The organism is Vibrio hyugaensis (assembly GCF_002906655.1).
GTDB classification, from domain to species: Bacteria; Pseudomonadota; Gammaproteobacteria; order Enterobacterales; family Vibrionaceae; genus Vibrio; species Vibrio hyugaensis.
In genome coordinates this window covers 900041-924155 of sequence record NZ_CP025794.1, presented here as the reverse complement: position 1 = coordinate 924155, position 24115 = coordinate 900041, and the positions used below count along the sequence as shown (strand labels likewise).

The 24115-nt window shown below is 44.6% G+C and carries 17 protein-coding genes and 1 pseudogene; 7 read left to right on the top strand and 11 right to left on the bottom strand.

Features of this window, described 5'->3' with window-relative positions; genetic code table 11:
• Window positions 1-236: 236 nt before the first annotated feature.
• The 7 genes and pseudogenes from katG to kduD form a co-directional block, all read right to left on the bottom strand.
• Window positions 237-2417 carry a catalase/peroxidase HPI gene (gene katG / locus C1S74_RS04895; RefSeq protein WP_045403021.1) on the bottom strand — a complete coding sequence of 727 codons (2181 nt, stop codon included), beginning with the start codon at window positions 2415-2417 and terminating at the stop codon, window positions 237-239.
• Window positions 2418-2657: 240 nt separating this feature from the next.
• Window positions 2658-4696 (bottom strand): annotated as a pseudogene (locus C1S74_RS27070) (heparinase II/III domain-containing protein).
• Window positions 4697-4701: 5 nt separating this feature from the next.
• A complete protein-coding gene (gene uxaC, locus C1S74_RS04885; protein WP_045403024.1) occupies window positions 4702-6132 on the bottom strand; it encodes a glucuronate isomerase in 1431 nt (476 codons plus the stop codon).
• A gap of 130 nt (window positions 6133-6262) precedes the next feature.
• The gene (locus C1S74_RS04880) at window positions 6263-8029 is read right to left on the bottom strand and encodes a sodium:solute symporter family protein (protein WP_045403027.1); all 1767 of its coding nucleotides are present in this window, start codon (window positions 8027-8029) and stop codon (window positions 6263-6265) included.
• A 376-nt stretch (window positions 8030-8405) separates the two neighbouring features.
• Window positions 8406-9047: an RpiB/LacA/LacB family sugar-phosphate isomerase gene (locus C1S74_RS04875; protein WP_045403030.1), complete on the bottom strand. Its 642-nt coding sequence runs from the start codon at window positions 9045-9047 to the stop codon at window positions 8406-8408.
• Window positions 9048-9075: 28 nt separating this feature from the next.
• A complete protein-coding gene (locus C1S74_RS04870) occupies window positions 9076-9396 on the bottom strand; it encodes a cupin domain-containing protein (RefSeq protein WP_009705706.1) in 321 nt (106 codons plus the stop codon).
• Between the two features lie 10 nt (window positions 9397-9406).
• Window positions 9407-10168: a 2-dehydro-3-deoxy-D-gluconate 5-dehydrogenase KduD gene (kduD, locus tag C1S74_RS04865; RefSeq protein WP_045403033.1), complete on the bottom strand. Its 762-nt coding sequence runs from the start codon at window positions 10166-10168 to the stop codon at window positions 9407-9409.
• 245 nt (window positions 10169-10413) lie between these two features.
• On the opposite strand from kduD, the gene kdgR reads away from it, so the two are divergent.
• The 3 genes from kdgR (at window position 10414) to C1S74_RS04850 (ending at window position 13806) form a co-directional block, all read left to right on the top strand.
• Entirely contained in the window at window positions 10414-11199 is a 786-nt protein-coding gene (kdgR, locus tag C1S74_RS04860) for a DNA-binding transcriptional regulator KdgR (protein WP_045403083.1), read from the top strand.
• An 835-nt stretch (window positions 11200-12034) separates the two neighbouring features.
• A complete protein-coding gene (gene trpS / locus C1S74_RS04855) occupies window positions 12035-13057 on the top strand; it encodes a tryptophan--tRNA ligase (protein WP_045403036.1) in 1023 nt (340 codons plus the stop codon).
• Between the two features lie 194 nt (window positions 13058-13251).
• Window positions 13252-13806: a hypothetical protein gene (locus tag C1S74_RS04850; protein ID WP_045403086.1), complete on the top strand. Its 555-nt coding sequence runs from the start codon at window positions 13252-13254 to the stop codon at window positions 13804-13806.
• Between the two features lie 245 nt (window positions 13807-14051).
• On the opposite strand, the gene C1S74_RS04845 is transcribed toward C1S74_RS04850, so the two are convergent.
• Both C1S74_RS04845 and C1S74_RS04840 read right to left on the bottom strand, forming a co-directional pair.
• The gene (locus C1S74_RS04845) at window positions 14052-15005 is read right to left on the bottom strand and encodes a chromosome partitioning protein ParA (RefSeq protein WP_045403040.1); all 954 of its coding nucleotides are present in this window, start codon (window positions 15003-15005) and stop codon (window positions 14052-14054) included.
• A complete protein-coding gene (locus C1S74_RS04840) occupies window positions 15002-16330 on the bottom strand; it encodes a sphingomyelin phosphodiesterase (RefSeq protein ID WP_045403043.1) in 1329 nt (442 codons plus the stop codon). Before C1S74_RS04840 ends, C1S74_RS04845 begins: the two co-directional genes overlap by 4 nt.
• Before the next feature lie 340 nt (window positions 16331-16670).
• Between C1S74_RS04840 and C1S74_RS04835 the strand changes: the two genes are divergently transcribed.
• The 4 genes from C1S74_RS04835 to C1S74_RS04820 all read left to right on the top strand — a co-directional run bounded on the left by C1S74_RS04835 (window position 16671) and on the right by C1S74_RS04820 (window position 22046).
• Window positions 16671-17525, top strand: coding sequence for a YDG/SRA domain-containing protein (locus C1S74_RS04835; RefSeq protein WP_045403046.1), 855 nt, complete (start codon window positions 16671-16673; stop codon window positions 17523-17525).
• 33 nt (window positions 17526-17558) lie between these two features.
• Window positions 17559-18140 (top strand): anti-phage protein KwaA, encoded by a 582-nt coding sequence (kwaA, locus tag C1S74_RS04830; RefSeq protein ID WP_045403049.1) that lies wholly within the window; start codon window positions 17559-17561, stop codon window positions 18138-18140.
• Window positions 18137-19087, top strand: a complete 951-nt coding sequence (kwaB, locus tag C1S74_RS04825; RefSeq protein ID WP_045403051.1) for an anti-phage protein KwaB — start codon at window positions 18137-18139, stop codon at window positions 19085-19087. Before kwaA ends, kwaB begins: the two co-directional genes overlap by 4 nt.
• Window positions 19088-19607: 520 nt before the next feature.
• Entirely contained in the window at window positions 19608-22046 is a 2439-nt protein-coding gene (locus tag C1S74_RS04820) for a M9 family metallopeptidase (RefSeq protein WP_045403054.1), read from the top strand.
• 91 nt (window positions 22047-22137) lie between these two features.
• Here the strand turns inward: C1S74_RS04820 and C1S74_RS04815 are convergent, their stop codons facing one another.
• Together C1S74_RS04815 and C1S74_RS04810 are read right to left on the bottom strand one after the other, a co-directional pair.
• Complete coding sequence (locus tag C1S74_RS04815; RefSeq protein WP_045403057.1) at window positions 22138-23628, bottom strand: tripartite tricarboxylate transporter permease; 1491 nt, start codon at window positions 23626-23628, stop codon at window positions 22138-22140.
• Window positions 23629-23637: 9 nt separating this feature from the next.
• Entirely contained in the window at window positions 23638-24051 is a 414-nt protein-coding gene (locus tag C1S74_RS04810; protein ID WP_045403089.1) for a tripartite tricarboxylate transporter TctB family protein, read from the bottom strand.
• Window positions 24052-24115: the final 64 nt, after the last annotated feature.

The following is a 24115-nucleotide window of genomic DNA, read 5'->3' as shown; positions in this document are numbered from 1 at the left end:
GAATTCTCTTGGTTTGTGACGGATTTTAGTGTTGAGAGCTTCAATCATCAAAGCCACAAACACAAAGCAAAGAATAAGGTTAAAGCGGGAAACTTTTGTCTACTGAATAACCTTAATTGTATGACAATTGTACTTAATGCTAGAAATACTAAAGCCAGCCATAAAAAGAGAGAAAAAAGAGCCGAGTGAGTCGGCTCTTAGGAGAGAAGGATAATCGGAACTGAAAACCGTAGCCTTTACAGATCGAAACGGTCGTTGTTCATTACTTTGACCCAAGCGGCAACAAAATCTTGTACGAATTTCTCTTTGTTGTCGTCTTGTGCGTAAACTTCAGCATAAGATCGCAGAACCGAGTTAGAACCAAACACCAAATCGACGCGTGATGCTTTCCACTTAGTTTCTCCAGAAGCACGCTCACGGATTTCATATTCACTATCGCTGGTTGGATGCCATGAGTAGTTCATGTCTGTTAAATTCACGAAGAAGTCATTCGTCAATGCGCCGACTTGGTCGGTAAACACGCCGTGTGCAGCGTTGCCATAGTTAGTGCCGAGAACACGCATACCACCGATCAGCACCGTCATCTCGACCGCGGTCAACTGCATTAATTGGCTTCTTTCCAGCAAGAGTTCTTCCGCTGTGACCACGTAATTCGATTTTAGCCAGTTACGGAAGCCGTCATGGATCGGTTCAAGCACATCGAAGGAATCGGCATCCGTCATGGCATCTGTCGCATCCCCTCTACCTTGATTAAATGGAACGGCAATATTAATTCCTGCGTTTGACGCCGCTTTCTCGATACCGACACCACCAGCCAACACGATTAAATCTGCCATGCTAATCGGGGAGTTGTGTGTGGTGCGAATGGAATCCAACACATTAAGCACTTTTTGCAATCGTTTTGGCTCATTGCCGACCCAATCTTTCTGAGGGGCGAGGCGAATACGTGCACCATTTGCGCCGCCACGACGGTCAGAGCCGCGATAAGTACGTGCGCTGTCCCATGCTGTCGACACCAAGTCACCAATCGACAATTCACTGTTTAGAATCGCCATCTTGAGCGCGTCAATATTCTCTTCCAATAGGTGGTAAGACACTGGCGGGACTGGGTCTTGCCAAATTAACTCCTCCGCTGGGACATCTGGCCCAAGATAGCGAGACTTTGGACCTAGATCGCGGTGAGTGAGTTTGAACCAAGCGCGAGCAAAGCAATCTTCGAAGTATTTTGGATCGTCGCGGAAGCGTTCCGCAATCTTGCGATATTCAGGATCGAATTTCAGTGCCATGTCTGCATCGGTCATCATTGGATTACGTCGAATACTTGGATCTTCCACATCCACAGGCATATCTTCTTCTTTGATGTTGATTGGTTCCCATTGTGCAGCTCCTGCTGGGCTCTTCGTTACCCACCAATCGTAAGTGAACAGCAAGTGGAAGTAGCCGTTGTCCCACTTAGTCGGGTTTGTCGTCCATGCGCCCTCAACGCCACTTGTTACGGTATCTCGGCCAATGCCGCGTGAGGTTTTATTTAACCAGCCAAAGCCTTGGTCTTCGATTTCTGCACCTTCAGGCTCAGGCCCAAGTACTGACGCATCGCCATTACCGTGTGCTTTACCTACTGTATGACCACCAGCAGTGAGGGCTACGGTTTCTTCATCATTCATTGCCATTCGAGCAAAGGTCACACGCATATCGTGCGCGGTTTTAATTGGGTCAGGTTTCCCGTCAACACCTTCTGGATTTACGTAAATCAACCCCATCATTACCGCAGCAAGAGGGTTCTCTAAATCGCGTTCACCCGAGTAACGGTTATTCTCACCGCCACTTGGTTGCAACCATTCTTTCTCTGCACCCCAATAAATGTCTTTCTCCGGGTGCCAAATGTCTTCACGACCGCCAGCGAAGCCAAAGGTCTTAAAGCCCATGGATTCATACGCCATGTTACCGGCTAGAATCATCAAATCCGCCCACGATAATTTGTCGCCGTATTTTTTCTTGATAGGCCAAAGTAAACGACGTGCTTTGTCTAGGTTACCGTTATCTGGCCAACTGTTTAATGGAGCAAAACGCTGATTACCTCGGCTCGATCCACCTCGACCATCGGCAATACGGTATGTACCTGCTGAGTGCCACGCCATACGGATCATCAAACCACCGTAGTGCCCCCAATCGGCCGGCCACCAATCTTGGCTGTCGGTCATTAAATTGATCAGGTCTTTTTTCACTTCTTCTAAATCAAGAGAATTAAACGCAGTCGCGTAATCAAAACTTTCACCCATAGGGTCGGTTTTATGATCGTGTTGATGAAGGATGTCGAGGTTCAGAGTTTTCGGCCACCAATTGAACTCAGCCGCCTGTTGGTTGGTATTCGCTCCATGCATGACTGGGCATTTGGAGGGATTGTTTTTGTCGCTCATCGTGTACTTCCTAACTGTGGTAAATGTTCCCAAAGTTTAGTTAGCGGTTGAGTATTTCGCCCTAGATTTTATAAGGAAATTACATGATTTTGTTTAAAAGATGATCGGCGTCATTCTTCTCTAACGAATTGTTATCGTGACGACTTATTGAATAGCCGGGCATTATTTTCGTGGCGGAATTATTGACGAGTGATAAGTACAAGGCCAGCGGTTCACTGGCCTTGGTTGAGAACGGAAATACTAGTTAGAAAGACGTTCAAATGTGGACAACTTCGCGGATTTGAAATCGTACATCATTCGCGTACAACTGATGTGTGCGTCGCCTTTCATGCTTGATAAAACGAAGTAGATACTGCTTTCTCCCCAGGCGAGCTCATCTACTTGGTACGTCGTACTTTCAGAAAGCTCGTGCACGACAAGAGTGCGTAGTGCATTTTGTTGAGAGCGAATCAAAGAGTAAGCCAGATCGGACGTCGCCGGATTGTCTGGTGCATTACCGCTGAGTACTTCAACAGGGGAGTCGGTATAAATGCTTTGTCGGAAATCCGCTTGTCCTTCGATTTCATAGTGCAGAGTGAATGCTGTGTTTGGCTCGCTCAATTGCGTGTTTGTCATTTGTGCTAATGCTCCGGATAACGGGTTCGTAATTGGCTTCCAAGCCCCGTTTTCTAGTTGGAGAAGATGTTCACCTCGAACGTGATAAGTCAGATCCAATTGTTGGTTGTGTGGGTTGAGGATCGTGTTAAGTTCAATGGCGATATCATCAAGCCAAATGAAGGCACGACGGAACACAACATCTTGATACGCCTCTTTATCCCATTGCACGATGGTGTGGCTATCGACACTGGCTTCTGGTTGTGACCAATCCACAACGGCATCAATGGTGGTGTAATCCTCGGTTTGTGTATAACCAAGTAATTGCGGGTGGATTGGGGACTGGTTTTGCTGATTTACCACAAGTGTATTGTGTGTTGCGGTGTTTTTGTAATAGCCGTAATGCAGTTCTGCGCCATAACCTGTCGTGCCTAAATCTGGCAAAATCTCTTTGCCATTACGCGTTAGGATAAAGCCGAGTCGGTCATAATGGTCATGCTCACCGCCATACGGCGCGTGCTTGTACAACAGAGCATTATTCAATGTTGGATGATGGGCAATGCTCAAGCCAGCGGCTTCGCTGTGTGTTGAATGACAGAGTAACGGACTAACTTGAGGAAGTTCATCCACGCCATAGAGCAAAGCATTGATGTTATCGCGACTGATGTTTTGATAGATGCTGGCTAAGGCACGAGCAAATTCTTCACACGGTGTTTGCTTGTAGGCAAATTCAAACAAGTGAGCATGAGTGAGCTTTTCTTGTCCTGCGATAAATCGTTCAAACGAGGGAAATCCCCGGTGTTCATTACCAACTGTAGCGGGAATTTCAGTAACTTTAAGTAGTTAGGATTCGAGCTGACAGAGTACGGGGTTTGATGTGCCATTTTCTCGAAATTCAACAAGGCTTGTAACGCGTAGTAGTGATAGTGGATCGAGCCTTCAAACCACATGCCTTCCCCGATACAACCGTGTTCTAGCTGATAGTGCAGTCCGTATTCGGTGTTGAGTGCGAAATCGAGATAACGTTGTTCATCAAGAATAAGGCCAATCACACCGATGGTCGCGTTTATCTTCATCTCATGGTTATGCAGCTGAGCGGTGCGATGCTCCACCAGAAAGTCCGCACCTTCTCGCAGTAATCGCAGTTCGATATAGGCTTGCTGTTCTAGCGTTAGAGCTTGCTTGATGAAGTCATAGCCTCTCGCGAAATCAAGGTGACAGTTCGCCTCACACAAGGTTTGTGCGTTTGCTTTACCAGGGCCATTGTAAGGAATGCCGCCGTGTACCTCGTAGTCTGGGTAGTATTTTGCATACTGGAGCAGTATTTGTTTCACTTTGTTTAGATAACGGTCTTCATTGGTCAGATGCCACAACAGTCCCAAGTCATAACACGCCTTGGCGTTTAACCCATTCAACCAGCGCCACCATGCACCGTCGTACGGCTCACCAGTAAACGTTTTGCCATCAACAGGGCAACAATGAGACGTTGGCTTATTCCGATCCCAAGTCAGTCTCACTCCATGCTCAGGGCAATAATAGAATAGGTTCCAAGTCGCTCGTCCGTCTTCAGGAACTAGGACTTCGTGATTAAGCACAATTTGGTTATCTTCAATAAGCGCTTTGATGACAGAAGGCGTCGCGCGATGACGAATGTTCTCCATTTCTTTGTTTGAAAATTGCAGCATGGCGATTACCCCTCTAAGCCTTGATCAGAATTGAAGCGAAAGTAGCGTTTGGCGTTGTAGTAACAAATGTTCTCTATGGTTTGTTTGAGTAATGGTTCGTCGTGAGGTATTTCTCCATCCTCGACCCATCTTGCTAATAGGTTGCACAATACTCGGCGAAAATATTCATGTCGGCTAAAAGAGAAGACATTGCGAGAGTCTGTCAGCATGCCGATAAAACGTCCGAGCGCGCCGAGATTTTTGAGCGTCGTCAGTTGTGCCTCGATGCCGTCTTTATGGTCGTTAAACCACCATGCTGCGCCAAATTGAATCTTCCCCGCGACCGTATCGCTGTCCTGAAACGCACCCGCCATGCAGCTAAGTACTGGGTTATCGTTGGAGTTAAGATTAAAGAGTACCGTATTAGGCAAACACGAACTTCGATCCAGTTCACTCAGTAACTGGGAAAGGGCGTGGGCATACGAATCACTGTTAATGACGCTAAAACCCGTTCCTCCACCAAGTTGAGCTTTGCGTCTTTCATTGACGTTCATCAAAACGCCTATATGAAGTTGCATGCTCCAGCCGAGTTGGTAGTAACGTTGGCCTAGCTCGAAAAACAATCTGGATGTCAGTTGAACGAGTGCAGTTTGGGTAATCGCTTGGTTTTGTAGAAGCTGTTGGAAGATGAGTTCTGCTTGCTCCTCACTGCATGGCTCAAAGTTAACGCTTGGCAAGCCCGAATCAGATAAACGACAACCCACTTCATGAAAGACATCTAGCCTTGTTTGGATTGCACAAAGATAATCTTGGAAAGTGCCAATTGAGGTATCGGTTAACTTCGATAAGTGTTTGAGTAGCGGATGAAACTTGTCGGTTTGGTTGAAACAAAACAATTCGTCAGCACGGAACGTCGGTAACACTTGTACGTCAAAGTCAGACGCTTTGAGCGCAAGATGATGCTCAAGGTCGGATAAAGGCGAATCCGTGGTACACAAGGTTTCGACGTTTAATTGTTTCAGTACATCACGAGTACTGTTGTTTCCTTGTTTGAATTGCTGGTGGCTTAACCCCCAGATGTCTTTTTGATTGTCTGGATTGAGTAATAAATCGCAATCAAAGAAACGTTTTAACTCCAGATGAGACCATTGATAAAGGGGATTGCCAATCAAGTAAGGCACTGCTTCACACCATTTGGCGAACTTTTCTGTGTCCGTTGCATCACCAGTGATGTAGTGCTCGTCGATTCCATTACTTCGCATCGCTCTCCACACATAGTGATCGCTATTAAGCCATGCTTGGGTGAGGTTCTCGTGTTTTGTGTCCTGCCAAATGTTTTTTGCTTCAAGGTGATTGTGAAAGTCTATGATCGGCATCGGTGCGGCAAAGCGATGATACAGATCCTGAGCAAGTGGGCTGGAGAGAAGAAAATTATCGTGAATGTAATCTTGATTCATGGTTCTTGCCTCAAAAAGTATTCAGCGAGTCACTCTGCAAAAAATGACTGACTCAAGACTTGTCTGTTGTTCGTTGTGAATGTAGGAGGCTCAACCCTTCGAGCCTCCAAGGTCTGAATTCAAACGAGAGTTAGTGTTGTAACTGTGTCGACAGTACTTCAGTTTTCTTGGCGCTCTTAAGAAGCAAGGCACCAACGGTAAGCACAACGCCACCACAGAATAGGAAGGCCATGCGTCCCCAGAATGGATTTGGAATCAACACCATGGTGATAACCAAAGCACCAAACACCAAGATCAGTTTGCCAAGCATGCTGCGTTGTTGACGATCCACTTCATCTTGTCCTTCAGCTTCCACCACTGGTGTATCAACATCCGTCCAAAATTCCGAAAGCTCTTTTGCGCGCGCTTCTTGAGGTGCTTTGTAGAACTTAGTGGTTAAGCAGAAGAAGCCACCCGTAATCAGTAGATGACCGATGATGCCGTTCATTACAATCAGGTCAGACGCTTCACGGCTGGTAAAGCCATTTTCAAGATTTAGCATGTTAGCGATAACGTCAGGTGTGATCACAAAGCTCACGAGATAAGAGACCACCATACCAACAGCAAGCGTTGCCCATGCTGCCCAATCCGGCGTTTTCTTGATGAACATGCCGAAGAATAACGGCACCAAGATCGGCATTTGAAGTAAGGTACTCACGTACATCATTGCGTCGAATAAGCTCAAACCACGCAATGAATTGATGAACAATGCGACCATGATGATCAGTACACCAAACACAACGGTTACCGCTTGGCTGACACGCATAAGCTGACGTTCAGACGCATCTTTATTGATGATTGGGTTGTAGAAGTTACGAACGAAAACCCCCGCATTTCGGTTGAGGCCAGAATCCATTGAAGACATGGTGGCTGCAAACACGGCAGACATAAGTAGGCCAACCATGCCGACTGGCATCACACGTTCTACAAACACAAGGTAAACCGCATCGGCTGCTTTTCCGCCAAGTGCATCGACGTGCGCAAGTGCTGCGTCTGGGTAGATAACTGCAGTTACCCAAGGAGGCATAAACCAAATCGCAGGGCCAACAAGCATCAACACAAAGGCAAGCAGAGCCGCTTTACGTGCGTTGATAGAATCTTTTGCAGTAAGAAAACGATAAGAGTCCTGCATGTTGTTGATGTTTTGCAACTGCTTAACGAACATGAAGATAAACCAAGCGACGAACAGCAATGGGTAGTTCATACCCGGTCCCATGATTGAATCGGTAGGGAACTGCTCGATCAAGTTACTTGGGCCACCGATCTTAATGATCGCCGCTACGGCACACACTACAGTTACGGCCATGATGACAACCATTTGGACAAAGTCTGACGCCACAACGCCCCATGAGCCGCCAATCACAGAAATAAACAGAACGATCAAACCCGTGACTATGATGGTGGTCTCGATGTCAATTTTGAACACCGCACTCACGAACAGCGCCAAGCCATTCAACCAAATACCTGTGTAAACAATACTGGTTGGCATTGTTGCCCAAGTGAACACTTGCTCGTTCGTCGCACCAAAGCGGCGGCGCACACCCTCTACAGGTGTCACTACTCGCATTTGACGGAAACGGTACGAGAAGAATAACCAAGACAACAAGAAGCCAAACGCATTCGCCATGAAGATCACCATGATCGGAAAGCCGTCAGTAAAGGCCTTGCCTGCTGCACCGGTAAACGTCCACGCACTGAACTGGGTCATAAACGCCGTTGCGCCTACCATCCACCACAACATCTTGCCGCCACCTCTAAAGTAGTCACTGGTTGAGTTACCGGCCAAGCGTTTAAAGATGATCCCCACGGCGATCATAAACACAAAGTAAACGGCGACTACGAGTATATCTATGTTCATTTTTGTACCCCTAGTGATTTTAAAAATAAGGTTTCTGTTTTTTAAAACGTTGGTTCATTATTTAATATGTATGACAAAAGATCGAACAGGAAACACAAAAAATGTGACAAATGAAACGCATTTCAATTTTGTTATTTAAACAATAAAGAAATGGTTTTGCTTATAGATTTTTAGATTAAGTGATTGAAATATTGTGTTTTAAATTGGTTTTGATTGGAGGGGAGGTAGGGCGATGATACGATTTTATTTTGAAGGAATTAGAAAATATACCACGCTAAGAAAGAGTGATATGTATTATTATATTTTGTAGTGGAATATATGCGTAAAACCGTTGCCGCTTAAAGATGGAAGAAAAGCGGCAACGGGATTTAAGACATTAAGCTAAGATTTCGCGTACGAATGCTTCGATCTCCGCATCTTGACAGTGCTCAAAGAAACACTGCTGGAAACGCATGCCACTTACTGCAGTTTTTACCAGTTCTGGGTCAATGGCTTTTAACGTATCGAGGTAGTTTTCTTTTACGACAGCAGACTTCACATCGTTAAGAATGGCAGCATTTCGCTGCTGTGGCTCTGCTCGCTCTAGTGGATAACCTTGGCCGCGATCTCCGGTTGTGAATGCTTTCTCGAAAATATAACGAACGTTCAATTCTGCACCCCAGCCGTAGCCCTTTGCGAACGCAAGCGATAAGGCATTGCCGTTGTTAATTTGATTAAACAAGAATGCGTCAGATGGATCTAAGCAGTAGCCACAAACAATGCCCGGATGAATATTCAATGACATCATGGCACCTTGCCCTGTACCACAGCCAGTCACGATGAAATCCACTGCTTTAGAATTGATTAAGATGCTCGCCATGATGCCTAGGTGGATGTAAGTTAGGTGATGATCGTTTTCATCACTCATGCCTACGTTAAATACTGAGTATTCTTGTGAACGAGCCACTTGCTCAAGCTCGTTTAGCACAATCGCGTTTTTACCCGCTTGGCTATTTTCCATCATCAGTGCAATTTTCATGGGTTTCTCCAATAATAATCTTTTAAATTTAGACAAAATCTTTGCGCATAGGCGTGAAGTTATCGAGCAACACACCTTCGCTTAAACAAGTACAGCCATGAATGATGTTCGGCTGCTTATATAGCGCATCTCCGGCTTTGACGACTTTCGTCTCGTCGCCAATGGTGAATTCAAACTCACCGGAGAGCACATAAGTAATTTGCTCATGAGGGTGACTGTGCAAAGCGCCGACCGCACCTTTGTCGAAATACACTTCGACGCTCATCATGTTGTCACTGTAAGCCAAAACTTTGCGTTTGATACCATCGCCAAGATCTTCCAGAGCAATGTCTTTATTAAATACAAACATCACTTTCTCCTTAACGAGCTAACCAGCCGCCATCGACCGCGATGGTATAGCCGTTCACGTAATCAGAAGCAGAAGACGCAAGGAAGACACACGGCCCTGCCAGATCTTTTGGTGTACCCCACCGCTCTGCAGGGATGCGCTCGACGATTGCTTTATTTCGTTCTTCATCTGCTTGCAGAGCTGCGGTGTTGTTAGTCGCCATATAGCCCGGCGCAATCGCATTTACGTTAATACCTTTGCTTGCCCATTCATTCGCCATTAAACGCGTTACGCCCATCACGCCGCTTTTCGATGCCGTGTATGAAGGCACGCGGATACCACCTTGGAATGAAAGCATGGACGCCACGTTAATGATCTTGCCGCCAGTACCTTGAGCAATGAACTGCTTGGCTGCGGCTTGAGACATAAAAAAGACCGACTTGACGTTGATGTCCATTACGTCATCCCAATCTTGCTCACTGAATTCGAGAGCGTCATTACGACGAATGATGCCAGCGTTGTTTACCAAGATATCGACCTTGCCAAACGTAGTAACAGCTTGATCAATGATGCTCGGAATATTGTCTAGAACCATAAGATTCGCACGTACATCCAAAAAGCGGCGACCAAGCGCTTCGATCTGTAGTTTGGTTTCTGTTGGTTCAGAAATGTTCACGCCGACAATGTCACAGCCTGCGCTAGCCAAACCCAACGCCATACCTTGACCAAGTCCAGTATTACACCCAGTCACAACAGCGACTTTTCCTTCAAGATTGAACGAATCGAGAATCATAATGAGTTCCTTACCATGCAAATTAAGTATTAATGTATGACTTATTGCCATCAGATGAGGTCACTTTATAGAAATGAAATCAGGCGATCAACTAAAATGAAAAGGTGTTTTAAAAATTTTATGATGTACGTCACCTTTACGCGACGATTTATCATACAAATAAGATTTTTTATTGAAAAAGCTTTTCATTTTTTTTGAACACTAAAGGTATACTGGCTGAAACATTGATGTGGAAAAGCGAAAATATGGCAGAAAAGAACACACAACCAGAATCCGTCTCTTCCGTTCTAAAGGTCTTTAGTATCTTAGAAGCGTTAGGCGAGCAGAAAGAAATTGGCGTGTCGGATTTGTCTCAACGATTGATGATGTCGAAGGCGACGACTTACCGTTTTCTTCAAACAATGAAGACGTTAGGCTATGTATCCCAAGAGGGTGAAGCCGATAAGTACAGCTTAACTATTCGTTTGTTTGAATTGGGAGCGAAGTCGCTAGAGTATGTAGATCTTATCGAATTAGCAGACATCGAGATGACCAAGATCGCCGATGTAACAGGGGAAGCATTACACCTTGGAGCATTAGATGAAGACGCGATCATCTACATCCATAAACTGGATGCTAAATACTCATTGCGAATGCACTCACGTGTCGGACGCCGCAATCCACTCTACAGTACCGCGATTGGTAAAGTACTTTTAGCGGAACGCGAAGAAGCATTTGTCAGAGAATCATTGAAAGATATTGAGTTTATTTGTCATACAAAAAATACTCATAAAGACGTTGAATCTTTGCTCAAAGAGCTTGAGTTAGTTCGTAAGCAGCATTACGCGGAAGATAACGAAGAGCAAGAACCTGGCTTATATTGTGTCGCGGTTCCTGTCTATGACCGCTTTGGGCATGTGGTTGCGGGTGTGTCCATGTCGTTCCCAACGGTGCGCTTTGAAGAGTCTCGTCGTGAAGAGTACGTATCCATGCTACACAATGCTGGCCGCGTGATCTCCGAGAAAATGGGTTTCCACGAATATCCTGCATGATCGGTACTATTACTTAACTGAAGTACTTAACTGAAGTACTTAACTGAAGCGGAGGCGCGGATGCCTCCGTTTCTGATTCAGAAGCGCCGGGTAAAAATAAACTCAACATTGGGTTCGCTTAAACTGCAGAAGCGTTAGAGAATGGCTATATACCCAAACTTCGGGAGAAGAAACAGAACCGAATTTTGAAACCGTCACCGTGGGCTGTTAAGCGCAACCAATCGCACGTATTCTTCTATTGAGACCCGCCTAATTTAATAAACGCTGTTTAGTAAACAATGTCGGTTCTTATTTAACTTGTTCTAACGCCATCACACTTCTTGGACTAAGTGGTTTAAGTTTTCGCCAAAAATCGTAACGCTGTGTGCAACAGAGTGAACCGAAGATTGTTTGGCGTATCGATTCACCGGAAAGGATTTATCACTGTTCAACTTAGTATGAGAGCGCAGCAATCAGCGTTGCTCTACGTGCTCTAAAGTCGAGAAGTAAAGGATGAGAAGCAAACAGAATAAAGCGGTATTGTGTGCGTTTGTATCGGGTAGCCTATTTGGCGCTGCACTGGTCATCGCCATGTATATCCAGATTTGATGCCGTGCTGGCAATGCGTGCCAAAACTGAAAAATCAAATTGTACAAGGAGTAGGGTTGTTTTCAGCTCTGCTCCTTGTTAGTTTTAAAAGCATGAAAACGACATTCACACCTTCATCAAACTTCTTCTGGTGGCGCTCTAATTAGAGCGGCGCGGAATCCTCGCATTCTTACGCTGCTGGACGGTAGCTAAGAGTGTCATATCTTTTTATCTCCAGTAGCGATCTATTTTTATTCGGAGATAAGTTATGGATACCACACAAAACACTCAACAACGCGAAGTCATTCTCACTGGCGACCGAGCCACAGGCCCTCTGCATTTAGGTCATTACGTCGGCTCACTACAACAGCGTGTTGCGCTACAAACTCAGCACGATCAAACTATTCTCGTTGCCGATATGCAGGGTTTAACCGATAACGCGCACAATCCTTCCAAAGTCTCTTCCAATATCTTGAACGTAGTGGCGGATTATCTTGCCGTTGGTATCGACCCGATTCAAACCACCATCTGCTTGCAGTCTCAAGTTCCGGCGCTTGCTGAGCTAACCATGTACTACAGCAACTTGGTTTCTATCGCACGCTTGGAGCGTAACCCGACGGTGAAAAACGAAATCCAAAGCAAAGGGTTTGAGCGTTCCATTCCGGCTGGATTTTTGACTTACCCAATATCTCAAGCGGCCGACATTACCGGCTTTCACGCAACACTTGTCCCTGTTGGTGATGACCAATTGCCAATGCTAGAGCAAACCAATAAAATCGTGAGAAAGATAAACCATCTTGGCGGAAAAGCCATTCTGAAAGAGTGTCGTCCACTGCTCAGTGACGCGCCACGTTTGCCAAGCACTGATGGCAAAAACAAAATGTCGAAAAGTATGGGTAACGCAATCAACTTAGGGGCGACAGGGAAAGAAATCAGAGCGGCGGTGAAATCCATGTACACCGATCCAAACCACTTACGTATTGAAGATCCAGGCAAAGTAGAAGGCAACATCGTGTTCACTTACCTTGATGCGTTCCATACTGATAAAGCTTATGTGGCAGAGTTAAAAGCGTATTATCGCCATGGTGGACTGGGTGACGGAACAACCAAGAATGTGTTGGAAGAGTGTCTGCAAGAGATGCTTCGTCCAATCCGAGAAAAACGCGCCATGTTCTTAGATGACAAAGCACAACTTGTCGAAATTCTAAAACAAGGCAGCCAACGTTCGCGTGAGAAAACCGAGCAAGTGCTATTTGATGTGAAAGGGGTCTTTGGCTTGAATCTGTTCTGAAGTTACGATCGAAATCCGGTTTGGCTCAAGGAGTTCAATTTGAGTTCAGCGGATTGGCATTTCTGATATAGGCACGATGTATTGTAGTGAGCCGTGCCTTTTCATTCTCTCAGTTTTTCTTTAAATTCATTGATAATAATTCTCATTACGATATGTTTGTGGTCTCAAACACACTCATTGTTGCGGAGACCAGCATGGAACACTCGGATATTACTCAACTGCTTATTCCAAAGAGTGATTGGGCATCGCCTGATCTTTTTCTTTATGAAGGGGAAGACAAACTTCGTCTGAGCTTAGAAGGCGCAATTCAATATAGTGGATTGAACAGTATTGGTGGTGTGGTTCTGGGCTTTAGGATGATCCAATACGCGGTGCAACTGGCGGCGGGTGATCAGTCTTTGCAACGTGATGGTATTAGTGTTTATACCGCGTTTCCTGGGCGTGGTGCTCAAGATGTCTTTGAATACACATGCCGTGCACTACGCGATAAACGTTATTGCTGTGATACCACATTGCACCACCCAGCTGCGCAAACAGGGCAACGTGGTCAGTTCCTATTTACGATTCGTTTGAATGAACAATCTATGGTGATGACACCAGCGAACGGACTACCAAGACAAAGCTACTTTCAGGCCGACCGACACTCGCAAGAAAGCCGAGAGGCCGCATTGAGATGGCGAGATGAGAAGATCAACTTCGCCAACTCGCTCCTAAGCTTGCCGCCAGAAGAATGCTTACGCGTGTTGTAACTCTTGAGTTGTACCAACAGAATGAATAACAAAAGGTCGCTTTAAGTGGGCGACCTCTTGTATCAAGCATTCGCGGAAACCAGATTCCTAGTCGCGCCTAGGCTTGCTGGAACGACTCGTTTGAGGTTTGAGAGGTGGTTTATAGGGGCTCACTTCGCACTGAGATGCCCGACTGCGTCATTCCCCAGAGCGAAGAATGAGCGAGTAGGGAATCTCTAGTTCCAATTGCTCATACAGAAGAGTCATTAACCCGCAAAGAACTTGCGACGAAAATCCGCCACCTCTTGTTGGTAATAACGCTGCCATTCCGAGTCCGATAAACCCGAGTGGCTGGCCGCTCTTTGCGTTGCTAGTTTGGATTCAAGCTGTTGCAACTCACTCTGATAATCACGAACTTGCTGCTTTTGCTCAGCGACTTGTTGTTCGCGAGCGCGTATCTCGTCACTCTCTTGCTCAGAAAGGTAAGTTTGTTGAAGCTCTTCAATCAAAGCCTCGCGCTCTGTCTGGCTCACGTTATCCGGAATTAACGCCACCGCGCGCTCGTACTTTGCTTGCTCGCTGGCTAATCCCAACGTTTCCTCATTGCCTTGCCACTCTCTAACTAAATCGTCAAAGGCTTGCACGTAGTCTTGAGCGGGAGTCGAATCCAACAGCTCTGCCTGCAAACTAAAATCGTAAAGGGCAAATTCATCAGCAAAAATTACTTCTGCCAACTCACCCCATATCTTGCTTGCTTGTGCTTTTAATAACGCCACTCGAGAGGCGAGTGGTTGTTGCTCATCAAACAATAAACTACCCACGCTTTGTTGCCACAGACTATTAAGTTGATGGTAGTTCGCCACTAAAGCAAAACGCTCTTCGAACAAATAAGCTTCTAACTCAGCAAGTTTGGTTTCACAATTGTGGTCGGACATACAAGTGTGCCAAAACGTCTCAATTTCTGTTTTTAAAGCGCGACCTTGTGACTGATTCAATCCCTCGGCGAGGACCTCAAGCGGGGACGCAGTATCTTTGGCCTTGGTTTTTGAATTAGAAATCAAGCTGGATGCAACTGAAGCCGTGCTCTCAGTTTGTGAATTAGGGGCTCGGTCAAAAGCAGGGGAGAGCGATATTAAGCTCTCGCGTTTGTTATCGTTCATCCAAAATAAAACCATGCCCGCCAGTACGACGGACGCAGTGATTAACGCATTACGTTTCATGGCTTGATCACAGCGCTAACAGGGAAGTGATCCGACAGGTTGAAGTGCTTCCACAAACTCTCTGCCGTTGAACGAGGAACATCAACACGGTTGTCATTGAACGATTTCAAACCGTACTCGTTACTCACCATCACGTAATCTAGGTATTCCACATTTTCACCGCCGGATAAAGCCTCTCCTGCAAAGTTATTGATGCGAGGATCAAACGTTGATGCAGTATAGCCCGAATATTGTGGTTCAATCGCGCTCAGGTTTGCCAACATCTGTTGGTAATCCCCCGGGAACTTAAGCTTATTCACGTTAAAATCGCCGCTGTAAATCACGGTTTCATCGCTTGGAATATTCAAAGACTGAGCCATCGAGCGTATTTGCTTGAACTGACGCTGACGATAGTCTCGCGAAGTGTCTGTATCGAGAGACGCTGTATGCGTTGCAAACACATGGTAAGCTTGGCCACCTTTAATTATCTCTGCATAGTTCACGCCTTTATCGGCAAAACAGTCGGTACCACTACAATCTGGGAACACATATTGCGCCTGATTGACGATAGGGTAACGGCTAACGATGATCACGCCGCCGTCGTAAATGTTGAACCCCTCTTTATCCAGCATCTTAGTCTGGTAAGGGTATTCTTTTGCAAGTTCACGCAAGAACGCATCACGGCCGCTGGCAAACACTTCTTGTAGTGCCAGCACATCGTAACCTTTGACGTAATCAGGAATCAGTTCGTAACGATCACCAATGTGTGAAGCAATCGCAGGCAGCGCCCAAATGTTATAAGTCATCAATTTGAGGTTTTGCTCATCGATATCGACAACTTCATCGACCTTGTTCGGTGTGATGGTGTAATACAAATCATCGTAACGAGCCGTGCTGGCCGATTTAAAAGCCAGTTCTGAAGTGCGAGTGCCAAACGCATCGGTGCTAGAACGGTGAATATTGCGATCGTTTTTCAGCGCTAAGCTGACGTCCGTAGCCGACAAGCCATATTCAATCGTTGAATTATACCAATGGCCTTCCATCACTTGGTTTAACGTTATGTTTTCACCCCGCGGGTTAGAAACCACCGTCTCAAAGCGATAATTCTGGCCGGTTTTTACACCTTCCCAACGGTTAAAGCTCAGGATTGATTTGGTCTCCCAAGGACCAAGCACTTGCACATGTTGTTGCCATTCTTCACCGTATTCCAGTAAATCGCTGCCCTCATGTTTTACCTGAATAGTTAACGGTTGGTTTGAGTTATTCGTAAGGTATACATCTGTGTCTGCAAGGCTTGGTAATGTGAGTAAGCCACTTAGCCCAACAATCCATTGTGTCAATTTCATCTGTCTGTCCATAAGTCGAATTAGCGTGATTATTCTTATTGATAATTATGACTAGCACGTTAAATATGGATGACAGAAAACCGCACGTCGGACTTTGATAATAAGTTGTGATCTTCGTTTTGTTTGAGATGTAAAATTGACCATGTCGTTTACCCGATGCTGCTCGCTATCTATATGAAAATAAACGATTGTCACCATAAAAACTTCTTGTGAAAAATGAGAAGGTTTCACGCATATTAACCTGATTGAATGTGATACCGTTAGTGCATGTGTCAGTTGGAAATTCGTCACTCCTCTCGACACGTTTTTCCGCTGAGTAGTACACAGACAAGGGTTTACTATGAGAGTTTTTGGACACATACCCGATACTGAGGTCGGTGACATGTTCGAAAATCGAGCCGCGTTAGCCAAATCTGGCATTCATCCCCCAACGCAGGCTGGTATCAGTGGCGGCGCTAAAGAAGGCGCTGACTCAATCGTGCTTTCCGGTGGTTATGAAGACGACGAAGATTTTGGCAACGTCATCATCTATACCGGAGCAGGTGGCCGTGACGAAAACAGCAATAAACAAATTGCCGATCAAAAATTAGAACGCACCAACCTCGCTCTGGCTAGAAACAAGCTAGAGGGCTTACCTGTTCGCGTTACTCGAAGCCATAAACACCAAAGCCATTACTCTCCAGTCAAAGGTTATCAATACGCGGGTTTATACCGCGTTGAAGACTATTGGTGCGAGCGAGGACTTTCTGGCTTCAAAGTATGGCGCTACAAACTTGTCCAAATTGATTCGGAACCTGCGGCAGAGGTGCAAGACACAACCAAAGCACGTTATGAGGTAACGTCCCGCCAAGCCGTTACGGTCAACAAGATCGTCCGAGATTACAACAAGGCAAAGCAGGTAAAAGACTGGCATCAATATCAATGCCAAGTATGCGGTTTAGCCATTGATACTGGAGCAGGGCACTACGCAGAAGCTGCACACATTCAACCGTTGGGTGAACCGCATCGCGGCCCTGATGTGGTCGAAAATATCCTGTGCTTATGTCCAAACCATCACGTGATGTTTGATAACGGTGTGTTCTCAATCGCGGATGATTTCAGTTTGATTGGCCTAGACGAACAGTTAACGCTGAACAAAAAGCACAAGATTGAACAGGCGTTTCTCCAGTATCATCGTGAACATTATTTTAAGTGATAATTATGAACGATTTTAGTCAGGAAAATAAAAATGAAACTGGGGACTAGAGAGCAATCACAGTTGTATTTACTCTCTCTTTACTTTCTGTTTGTGATTGTTGCAGTCCTAACTTTTAGGCTTGATTTTATTCTTTTATTGAATGATTTTGACTTCAAAAAAGTAAAATCTGAAGATTTTTTATTCTTGTTTTCAATAATTCAGATAATTTATTGTGAGTATTTACGTAGGCAATTTAAATATTATTTAAAAGGTGGTGGCGAAGATACATTAAAAGTTATGCGTTGTGAGGGAGAGGATTATGAAAGTCTTACTTTTTTAGCTACGTATATTGTGCCATTTGCTGGGATGAGTTTTGATAGCTTAAACAAAGTGATTGCATATCTAATCCTAATATTAGTTATAGGGGTTATCTTTGTAAGAACAGAGAAGTATTATGCAAACCCGACTTTAGCTATATTTGGTTATAAACTGTATAAAACTGATCTGTCTGATAGTAATGCTTTCTATCAATCAATATTAATAATTACAAAAAATGAAATAAAGATTGGTGATAATGTTAGTTATAAGTTCCTTTCAAATTCTGTATGTTTTGCGCGAGATATAAAGTTATGAATAAAAACGATGTTAAGAACGATATAAAGACGGTTGTAGATAATTGTATTGGTATTAAAGTTTTCTTCTTAGATAAATTCAATAATGTTTTCGATTCTGATATTGATAATACTGCGTTACATGAGTATAAGCAAAAGTATGTATCATCGATAAAAGAAACGTTTGCTGATAATTTGGGGTTTGAATGTTTACCGTTATCTCAGAATGATGGAAGACCCAACGCCCTGTATTTCTATGACTTTGACGATAGATTAGCTGAGCTAGATGCAATTGATACTGCGCATACTTTACCAGCGAACAAAACTCTTGAGGCATACCCCGTAAAGCACTCAGGTCTGAGTGATGTGCATGCGGTTATTGTAAGGCTTAAAAGTAGTAATGGTGAAACTATGAGCTTTTACAATTTAATTCAGCCTGTCAATCTGTTTAAACATAAGTCACGGCTAATGGTAACTTTTAGTGGTAATAGAATTGTACCAATTAGTGAAGATGTTATTCGATTAAACGAGAACTTTATCTTTGCTAGAGTAAAAGATTATTATTTAGTAAAGGACGCCACTAAATTTGAGAAAGATTTTGCTTTTGATAAGATATTAAAAAGCAAAGCTAAAGAGTATGTTGTCGAACTAAAATCAATGTCTTTAGTTGAATGTTGTAATAAGTTTGAAAGTAAACTTGAAAATGATATAAGGTTTGCTAGAAAGTTTGTGAAAATATTTAATGGTTCAGCAGTTGTAGAAAATAATATTTCTAATGAAAAACTAATTGACTATGCATTGAAGCATCCTGTATTTAAAGATAAATTGAAATTTAGTGAGGATGGGAGTAAGTTTGACTTAAATAGTCTAGTTAGATGTGATAACTTTCTAAAGTTACTAGATGAAGAGTTCCTTATTTCTGAGTTGACTAGACAAAACTATCATGCAAAAGTGAAAGATAGAGTTTAAATCTTAAAATTAACATAGTGAGAATACTTTTATATCATATGATTGTAATTATCTAAAAGAGATGATTACAAATAAAGGTAGGCTGTTTATAATATTAACGTATGTTCATTAAAGCCTACCATAACATTATAATCTTATACATAAGAAAAGTAATGAAATACACAATGTCAAACTAGCTATATAGGTATAAATTCGGACGTTAGAAATGTAGAGTCACATTCTATACAGCATGATATTCTAAAAGATAATGTAGTTAACTAAAGGAAACTAGATAAAAAAGCGGACCAATTTGTGACAAAGACAGTTAAAGTCGGATTGGCTCTTGGGATGCCCTAGTGTGTTTGTTAACCGTTTTGATGACTTACGAGCAAATGAATATGTTGGTTTTGTCTTTATAAATTAGAGTTAAATATCTAATTTCTGAACTAACTTCATAAATCCTATGCAACTCAATTCACCTTGTTTGTTGTAAGGAATATAACAGCGCCCTCAAATATATAACTAATTAATGAGTGTTGTTATGTCTCATACCCGTCTATTCCCGCGTCATCGCTTGGCGCTTGCATGCATGCTCGCCAGTGTGTCCTGTTTTTCATTTGCTCAAGAACAATGTGATGTTAACGATCTTCAGCAAGTAGCTGATCTCGCTTCTGCGGTTTCTGCAGCGGATTACAATTGTTACGGTTCTTGGTTCTCTGCACCTGCCGATTCGTTAAACGATATCTACAGCGAAGTGAGCTTAAGCCGTATCCAAATTGCATTGAATCAAGAAATTACACGCTATAGAGGTAAAGCTGAACAAGCACGTAAACTCGAAAATCTGGGTGAGTTTGTCCGCGCCGCTTATTACGTTCGTTATAACGCGCAAGCGCCGAACTTTTCTGACGCGTTGAGCCAACGTTTTGCCCAGTCGATTAATGCGTTTTTAGCCAATCCACACGCCTTAGACCAAGGTCGCGAACAAGTGGACGCAATGAAAAGCCTAACCTTGATGGTTGATAACGTGAAGCAACTGCCGCTCACGATGGAGGCCCAACTCGCGGCGCTGGGTCATTTCAACCTTGAAACCGCGAAGGATACTCAGTGGGTAGATGGGTTAAATAACTTGTTCCGAGCAATGGCAGGGCATGCGGCGAGAGATGATTTTTACCGCTATATGGCAAGCCATACTCAACACATCGATACATTAGTGACATTCGCCCGTGATAATGCTTGGGCGTTAGATACGGACGCAAGTTTCTTGGTTTATAACGCAGTGCGTGAAACGGGTCGTTTATTGGCAAGTCCAGATAAAGCGACAAAACAAAAAGCATTGATAGCTATGCAACAAGTGATGGATCAAAATCCACTTGGTAGCGAACACGACAAACTTTGGCTAGCGGCAGTTGAGATGATGAGCTACTTCGCACCAGAAGGTTTGAATGGTCTGGATTTAGACCAAGCGAAGCGTGATTTAGCGGCGCGAGTGCTACCGAACCGTTACGAGTGCCAAGGCCCAGCGATTATCCGTTCCCAAGACTTGACTGAAGCACAAGCGATTGGAGCGTGTGATGTGCTGGCAGCGAAAGAGACGGACTTCCACCAAGTGGCGAATACTGGTCAACAACCAGTGGCAGACGACAACAATGAGCGAGTAGAAGTGGCGGTGTTTGCCAACAAAAGCAGCTACGTGGATTACTCGTCTTTCTTGTTTGGCAACACCACGGACAACGGCGGTCAGTATCTTGAAGGAAATCCTGCACAAGCAGGCAACGTGGCGCGCTTTGTGGCTTACCGTTACGCTAATGGTGACGAGTTATCCATTCTCAACTTGGAGCATGAATACACCCATTACCTTGATGCACGATTCAACCAATATGGTTCTTTTAGCGATAACTTGGCGCATGGTTACATTGTGTGGTGGTTAGAGGGCTTTGCTGAGTACATGCATTACAAGCAAGGTTACGACGCAGCGATTGGTTTGATTGCCGATGGTAAAATGAGCCTATCCGATGTGTTGGCGACCACTTACTCTCATGATACCAATCGCGTTTATCGTTGGGGCTACTTAGCGGTACGCTTTATGTTGGAAGAGCATCCGCAAGAAGTGGATAGCTTACTGGCGCTTTCTCGCTCTGGTCAGTTTGCTGAGTGGGCAAAACAAGTTCAATTATTGGGTGAGCAATACAATGGCGAGTTTGAGCGTTGGTTAGATTCTGTCTCTAGCGAACCACAGCTGCCTGATCCAAACCCAGAACCAAATCCGGGTGAGCCGACAGAGCCTTCTGATCAAGTAACGCAACTCGCAGCAAATCAAAGTGTGGTGTTAAGTGGTGCGGCTTACAGTGAGCAGTTGTTCTATGTTGATGTACCTGAGAACAGTACCCACTTTGAAGTTACGATTCACGGCGATAGCCAGGGCGATGCGGATTTGTACATGAGCTTTGAGAAAGAAGCGCATTACTACGATTTTGAGTTCAGCCAATATGGCGATGGCAGCAATGAATTTGTGACGTTTGAGCCGGAGCAATCGGGTTATATTAAGGCGGGCCGTTACTACATCAGCATCGCTGGTCGAACGGACTTTAGCGCAGTGACCCTCGTTGCTTCTTTAGAGACTGAAACACCAACGCCGCCAACGCAAGAGCAAGATGACTTAACGCCTGTGGTGTTAGAGTCGGGTCAGGCCAAAACCTTAACGGTGCATCAACAACGCTATGCGGCGGTTTATGTTCCTCAGGGTGTGCAAGAAGTGCGAGTGTGGCTAACGGATAAAAATAGCGATGCAGACAGTGGCAATGTTGATTTATACGCAAGCCGTAGTTATTGGCCAACCGCAGAGCAACACGAGTACGCATCAAACTACTGGGGCAGCAATGAATACCTGCAAATCCCAGTGACAGATGAAGGCTACGTACACTTCTCATTGAATGCTGTTCAGCAAGGGGATGACGTCGAGATGCTGGTGTATTTCCACTAAGAACTCTGCATTTCATTAACACAAAGCCGGACGTGAATGTCCGGCTTTTTGTTGGATTGAGAGAGGGAAACTCTCTCAATAAAGTGTATCGCTAAGTAGTCGTTTGAGGTTGGGCTTTCTTCTTCATTTTTAATGTCGAATACACAGAGAAGATAGCCAGCAAAACAAACGCTAGCGCAATTGGTCGTTCGTAAAGGAATGACCAGGAGTTATCGTACATGAGCAAGGCTTTGCGTAGATTGGTTTCTGCCATTGGCCCAAGAATGATCGCTAATAGGATAGGAGAGGATGGAATGTCCATCTTACCAAGCACGAAACCAAGCAAACCAAAGGCGATGGCGATACCTACATCAAACATTGAGTTGTTGATGGCATAAGCACCAACAACCGACAAGAAGATGATGATTGGAATCATCAGCATTTTTGGCACTTCAATGATTCGGCAGAAGAAGCGAATACCAAGTAAGCCAACCAAAAGCATCACGACGTTTGCGACTAGCATCGAGCTAAATACGCCGTATACTACTTCAGGGTTTTGAGCAAACAACAATGGCCCTGGCGTTAAACCTTGTACGATGAGGGCACCAAGTAGTACGGCGGCTACTGCATCTCCCGGAACACCGAGGGTCAGTAAGGGAACCAATGAGCCCCCCGTCACGCCGTTGTTACCCGATTCGGCTGCTGCTAAACCATGCAATGAGCCTTTGCCAAACTCTTCCGGTTTCTTCGCGGCACGTTTTGCTTCGTTATAACAAACAAACGCAGACACATCTGCACCAGCCCCCGGAACTGAACCAATAGCGGTACCGATAAGGCCACTTTTGGTCGCGGTTGGCAGAATGGTTTTAAGGTCTTTTTTGCTGAGTAGTTTACGGTCAAAGTTCGGGACTTCTGATTGCTTCTCTTTGAGGATTTTTTCAATTTGGTTGATGGCCTCAGACAAAGCAAACAAACCAATCAGAACCGGAATTACATTAATGCCGCTATAAAGATCCATCACACCAAAGGTGAAGCGAGGGACGCTGCTGATTGGATCTAATCCGATGGTAGACACCAGTAAGCCAATCGTGCCTGCCAACAAGCCTTTCAAGATGTTTTGCGAAGAAACACTCACGATGATAGTTAAACCAAACAATGCAAGGGCGAAGTATTCTGGTGCGTTGAAGCGCAATGCAAAGTTCGCTAGTAAAGGAGAGATTGCAATTAATACGATGGTACTTAGTAATCCCCCCACAAAAGAGGCGACGGCAGAGATACTGAGTGCGCGCGCGGCTTGACCTTTAGCTGCTAAGGTATGTCCATCCAATACGGTCGCGGCAGAAGCTGGTGTGCCGGGGGTTTTTAATAATATTGCCGCAATTGAGCCGCCATAAATTCCGCCGATATAAACACCGATCAACATGACGAGAGCAGGAGTGGATTCCATACCAAAGGTGAATGGCAATAAGATCGCGACACCCATGGTGGCGGTTAAGCCCGGCAAAGCACCGAGGATAATACCGCCAACGACGCCAAAGATTAAGATAGGCAATACTTCAGGGCTAAATGCAGTCAGTAGGCCATTAAGTAAGTGTTCAAACATAGCCTCTCCTTAATAAAACAAACCTTGCGGAAGTGAGATGTAAAAGACTTCCCCGAATAGGTAATAAACGCCAAAAACAAATACCCAAGCAATCAGGTAATACAACGGTTTTTTGACTTTGAAGCACATTAGGTAAACCGTGAAGGCAATCAGACTTGCGATTAGGTAACCGACGAGGTTGATAAGAACGGCATAAGCGATCAAAAAGCCAATGCCAAATACGGCCATCTTAGAAAACAGTGGTAGGGAGTTGGTTTTCAAAGGGGCTTTAAGTTTGCGTTGTGCGATTAAGGCAATGCAGATGATGATCTGAGCGATGGCGATAACACTTGGGAAGAACTGAGCGTTTACGCTGGCGTCTTGAAAGTGTGGCTTGTCGAATTGGCTGATGATCACCAAAATGATGGCGCTGATGACGATCATCAAGCAAGGGAAGATGATGTCTCTATCGAATAGCGATAGGGTTGAAGCATTGGATGATGAATGA

Coding starts and splice junctions, on each gene's coding strand:
- uxaC (WP_045403024.1), bottom strand. CDS start 6,132: ATGAATCAAGATTACATTCACGATAATTTTCTTCTCTCCAGCCCACTT.
- kdgR (WP_045403083.1), top strand. CDS start 10,414: ATGGCAGAAAAGAACACACAACCAGAATCCGTCTCTTCCGTTCTAAAG.
- C1S74_RS04840 (WP_045403043.1), bottom strand. CDS start 16,330: ATGAAATTGACACAATGGATTGTTGGGCTAAGTGGCTTACTCACATTA.
- C1S74_RS04880 (WP_045403027.1), bottom strand. CDS start 8,029: ATGAACATAGATATACTCGTAGTCGCCGTTTACTTTGTGTTTATGATC.
- C1S74_RS04850 (WP_045403086.1), top strand. CDS start 13,252: ATGGAACACTCGGATATTACTCAACTGCTTATTCCAAAGAGTGATTGG.
- C1S74_RS04835 (WP_045403046.1), top strand. CDS start 16,671: ATGAGAGTTTTTGGACACATACCCGATACTGAGGTCGGTGACATGTTC.
- C1S74_RS04845 (WP_045403040.1), bottom strand. CDS start 15,005: ATGAAACGTAATGCGTTAATCACTGCGTCCGTCGTACTGGCGGGCATG.
- katG (WP_045403021.1), bottom strand. CDS start 2,417: ATGAGCGACAAAAACAATCCCTCCAAATGCCCAGTCATGCATGGAGCG.
- kwaA (WP_045403049.1), top strand. CDS start 17,559: ATGAAACTGGGGACTAGAGAGCAATCACAGTTGTATTTACTCTCTCTT.
- kduD (WP_045403033.1), bottom strand. CDS start 10,168: ATGATTCTCGATTCGTTCAATCTTGAAGGAAAAGTCGCTGTTGTGACT.
- C1S74_RS04815 (WP_045403057.1), bottom strand. CDS start 23,628: ATGTTTGAACACTTACTTAATGGCCTACTGACTGCATTTAGCCCTGAA.
- kwaB (WP_045403051.1), top strand. CDS start 18,137: ATGAATAAAAACGATGTTAAGAACGATATAAAGACGGTTGTAGATAAT.
- C1S74_RS04810 (WP_045403089.1), bottom strand. CDS start 24,051: ATGATCGTCATCAGCGCCATCATTTTGGTGATCATCAGCCAATTCGAC.
- C1S74_RS04875 (WP_045403030.1), bottom strand. CDS start 9,047: ATGAAAATTGCACTGATGATGGAAAATAGCCAAGCGGGTAAAAACGCG.
- C1S74_RS04870 (WP_009705706.1), bottom strand. CDS start 9,396: ATGTTTGTATTTAATAAAGACATTGCTCTGGAAGATCTTGGCGATGGT.
- trpS (WP_045403036.1), top strand. CDS start 12,035: ATGGATACCACACAAAACACTCAACAACGCGAAGTCATTCTCACTGGC.
- C1S74_RS04820 (WP_045403054.1), top strand. CDS start 19,608: ATGTCTCATACCCGTCTATTCCCGCGTCATCGCTTGGCGCTTGCATGC.